Source organism: Elusimicrobiota bacterium, assembly GCA_018816525.1.
GTDB lineage: Bacteria > Elusimicrobiota > Endomicrobiia > CG1-02-37-114 > XYA2-FULL-39-19 > OXYB2-FULL-48-7.
Genome location: JAHIVV010000030.1, coordinates 1 through 4,264, shown reverse-complemented (window position 1 = coordinate 4,264; position 4,264 = coordinate 1). Strand labels below are relative to the sequence as shown.

At 42.1% G+C, this 4,264-nt stretch carries 5 protein-coding genes; all 5 read left to right on the top strand.

Annotated features, from left to right (window positions below; translation table 11 throughout):
• On the top strand, positions 1-831 hold an 831-nt coding region (locus KKH91_03390; protein ID MBU0951858.1), incomplete at its 5' end, for an aminotransferase class I/II-fold pyridoxal phosphate-dependent enzyme.
• Positions 828-1,844 (top strand): 3-deoxy-7-phosphoheptulonate synthase, encoded by a 1,017-nt coding sequence (aroF, locus tag KKH91_03385; protein ID MBU0951857.1) that lies wholly within the window; start codon positions 828-830, stop codon positions 1,842-1,844. The genes KKH91_03390 and aroF, both read left to right, overlap by 4 nt.
• A complete protein-coding gene (locus KKH91_03380; GenBank protein ID MBU0951856.1) occupies positions 1,841-2,704 on the top strand; it encodes a prephenate dehydrogenase in 864 nt (287 codons plus the stop codon). The genes aroF and KKH91_03380 overlap by 4 nt, the downstream gene beginning before the upstream one ends.
• Entirely contained in the window at positions 2,686-3,969 is a 1,284-nt protein-coding gene (aroA, locus tag KKH91_03375; GenBank protein MBU0951855.1) for a 3-phosphoshikimate 1-carboxyvinyltransferase, read from the top strand. The genes KKH91_03380 and aroA overlap by 19 nt, the downstream gene beginning before the upstream one ends.
• The coding region (locus KKH91_03370) for a 1-acyl-sn-glycerol-3-phosphate acyltransferase (protein ID MBU0951854.1) at positions 3,966-4,264 on the top strand (299 nt) is incomplete at its 3' end. The genes aroA and KKH91_03370, both read left to right, overlap by 4 nt.

Sequence of the window (4,264 nt, the reverse complement as noted above, 5' to 3'; positions counted from 1 at the left end):
TTGATTGAAATGTTGGGCAAGTTATTCTTAAGCCCGGAAGATGAAATAGTGGTCAGCGAACACGCTTTTATCAGGTATAAAATGGCAGGGGATTTAATGGGAAGCAAAGTAATTTCCGTTCCGATGAAAAATTACACGCATGATTTGCCGGCCATGTCTGCCGCGGTTACTGGTAAAACAAAAATAGTATTCATTGCTAATCCGAACAATCCTACGGGAACGTACGTTACTGATAAGGATCTTGAAAATTTTCTCGCGGGTTTACCCAACACGGTGCCTTTAGTAGTGGTAGATGAAGCCTATTACGAATACGCGCGGATTAACAAGGATTATCCTGATTCGGTGAAACTTTTCCGGAGGTATCCGAATTTAATTATTCTGAGAACCTTTTCAAAGATTCACGCTCTTGCCGGCCTCAGAGCCGGGTATGCGATTGCGGACAGCGAGGTTATAAAATACCTGGATACGATAAGGCCGCCTTTTAATGTAACAACGATTACGCAGGCTGCTGCACTGGCTGCGCTCAAAGACGAAAAAGCGCAGATTCGTAAGGCGCTCAATGTTGTTGAAAAGGGCAAAAAATACCTTTATGCGGAATTTTATAAACTGGGTTTAAAGTATATCAATTCTGCGGGAAATTTCATTCTGGTGAATGTTTCGCCAATGGAAGGGAAAGAAATTTTTTCTGAATTGTTAAAGCAAGGCGTAATTGTGCGCGCTATGGACGAATATGAATTTCCTGAATTCATCCGGGTTACGATAGGAAAACCTGATGAAAATAAAATATTTATTAAGGCGCTTAAAAAATGCCTGGAGGGCAAGCAGCTATGATTTTAACTTTGAAAGCGCATGCGGCGGATAAAGATATAAAACTGGTTGTAAACAAAATAAAAGAACTTGGTTTTCAGGCGCATATTTCAAAGGGTGCTGTAAAAACTGTCATAGGAGTTGTCGGTGAAAAAGCCATTACTACAAGGGCCTTATTTGAAACACTCGCGGCTGTTGAGGCAGTTACCCCTATTTCAAAGCCTTATAAGCTTTGCAGCAGGGAATTTAAAAAAGAAAACTCCGTAGTAAAGATAGATAACAAGGTATCAATCGGCGGGAAAAAGATAACTGTTATTGCCGGGCCCTGTTCAGTTGAGTCCAGGGAGAGAATGATTGATGTTGCGAAACGCGTCAAAAATTCAGGCGCCGGCTGTTTAAGGGGCGGAGCTTTTAAACCGAGAACAAGCCCCTATTCTTTTCAGGGCCTTGGAGAAGAGGGGCTGAAATACCTTGCAGAAGCGAAAAAAATTACCGGTTTGCCGATAGTAACGGAAATAATGAGCCCGGATTTGCTGGAGCTTATAGGCAGTTATGCGGATGTCCTGCAGATAGGCGCGAGAAATATGCAGAATTACGATCTGCTTAAAGAAGTTGGGAGTTTCAACAAACCGGTCCTGCTTAAAAGAGGTTTTTCGGCTACGGTTGAAGAGCTTTTAATGAGCGCCGAATACATAATGTCGAAGGGAAATTATAATGTGATTTTGTGCGAGCGCGGCATAAGAACCTATGAAACTTCGACCAGGTTTACCCTTGATTTAAATGCTGTGCCTGTAATAAAACATCTCAGCCACCTGCCGGTGATTGTTGACCCGTCCCACGGGGTTGGCGTAAGAGCGTATATTCCTTCAATGTGTTTAGCGGCTATTGCGGCCGGCGCGGACGGCTTGATGGTTGAAGTCCATTCAAAACCCCAGGAGGCGCTTTGCGATGGTTCACAAAGCCTCCTGCCGGAACAATTTATTAAAATGATGAAAGAATTAAAAGGAGTTTCGGCGGCGGTCGGAAGGTCTTTATGAGAGCAAAAAAAGTTGCGATAATCGGAGTAGGGTTAATCGGCGGTTCAATCGGATTAGCGCTAAAGAATTTCAAATCTCGAATTTTAAATTATAAAATTAGCGGTATCGGCAGGCATATAGAAAAACTCAAACTGGCAAAAAAGCTCGGCGCAGTTGATGAATTTACAACCGATTTCATTTCAGGCGTTAAAGATGCGGATATTGTCATTCTTGCAACGACTGTTGATACAATTGTTCCGATATTTAAAAAGATCGCTCCTCATTTAAAAACCGGGTGCATTGTAACTGATGCCGGAAGCATAAAAGCAAATATTGTCCGCGGGATTTCAAAAATATTGCCTAAATCAATTTATTTTGTCGGAGCCCACCCGCTTGCCGGTTCAGAAAAAACCGGCGTGCGTTTTGCCGACCCTAACCTGTATAAAGGGTCAACTGTTGTCATTACTCCTCTTAAAAACACTCCTAAAACAGTCATAGAAATCATTTCAGCAATGTGGAAGAAAACAGGGGCGAATATACTTCAGCTTTCTCCGGAAATTCACGACAAGCTGGTTGCCTCTACAAGCCATTTACCGCATATACTTTCTGCCGCATTGACGCAATTGGTAAATAACGCAAATTTAAAAAATAATTCCGCTTCAAAATTATTGGCAGGTTCGTTCAAGGATATGACAAGAATAGCCGATTCTGATTCTGAAAATTGGGCGGCCATATGTTTTGGCAATATGCTCGAACTAAACAGAGCCATAGAAGAATATATCAAAATTCTTAAAAAAGTAAAGGCAGAGCTTAATTCACCAAAAAAGTTAAAGGTTTTTTTCGGTAAATCAAAAAAGAACAGATGGCAACTTTTACAGTAAAGCCCAAAGAAATAATCCACGCCTCATTTACAGTTCCCGGGGATAAATCAATCACTCACAGGTCGGTAATTTTGTCCAGCCTTGCTGAGGGGAATTGTGTTGTGCATGATTATCTTGACGGAGATGACTGCCGAAGGACTATAGAAGCCTTCAGGTCAGCCGGGATAGAAATAAAGAAAGAAAAAAATAAGCTTTATATTGCCGGGAAAGGACTAAAGGGTCTTACTGCCCCGGCAAAACCGGTTGATTCAGGCAATTCAGGCACCACTATCAGGCTGATGTCAGGTGTATTTGCAGGACAGAATTTTACAACCGAAATTTTCGGCGATGAGAGCCTTTCAAAGCGCCCCATGAAACGCGTAATAGAGCCGCTTCGTAAAATGGGCGCGCAAATCTCGGCAAAAGACGATCAATATCCTCCGTTACTCATTAAAGGCAATCCTTCACTCAAACCGGTTGATTATCAACTCCCTGTTGCAAGCGCGCAGGTGAAATCTGCGGTTTTACTTGCAGGATTGCAAACAAATGGAACAACGGTTGTAAGCGAGCCGGGAGAATCACGCGACCATACCGAAAGAATGCTTGAATACCTCGGCGCTAAAATCCGTGTCAACGCAAACACCGTTTCGTTGGAAGGCGGGGCAAAACTAAAAGCAAAAGATATTTTTGTGCCGGGTGATTTTTCTTCAGCGGCATTTTTTATTGTTGCAGGTTTACTGGTAAAAAATTCTGAAATTTGCATAGAAAACACAGGAGTAAATTCCAGGCGAACCGGGCTTATTTTTGCTCTTGAAAAAATGGGTGCAAAAATAGAGCTGAAAGATGTAAAAACAATTTGTAATGAGCCTGTCGGAAATATTTTAATTAAATCGGGTTCATTGTCGGGCATAACGCTTGAACCGGAATACATTCCTAAACTTATAGACGAAATCCCTCTGCTGGTTCTTGCGGCTACACAGGCAAAAGGAAGAACGGTCATAACGGGCGCCTCTGAACTAAGGATTAAAGAGAGCGACAGGATTAAAACAATTTCTACCGAACTAAAAAAAATGGGTGCAAATATAACCGAACAACCCGACGGTTTTATTGTTGAAGGGCCTGTAAAGCTCAAAGGTTTTCAAAAGGTTGAAAGTTATAATGACCACCGTATTGCAATGACTATGGCGATAGCCGGGTTGTGCGCTGAAGGCGAAACAACAATAAATAATTCCGAGTGTGTTGATATTTCATTTCCTAATTTCTGGGATCTGATTACAAAATTATGAGAACAATCGGTAGCGTGCTTTACCTTATTGGGTGGATTTTTTATAAATCTGTTTATACACTTGTATTCAGGGTTAAAATATCAGGTGTAAAAAATTTTCCAAAAAAGGGCGGGGTGCTCATAGCATCCAACCATTTAAGTATGGCCGACCCCCCGCTGGTAGGTTCGTGCCTTTGGCGGCCTATCCACTATATGGCAAAAAAAGAGCTGTTTAGTTCGCCGGTATTTGGCTGGATTTTACGTAAAGTGAATGCTTTCCCGGTTAACCGTAAAGGAACCGATATGGGTGCAATCCG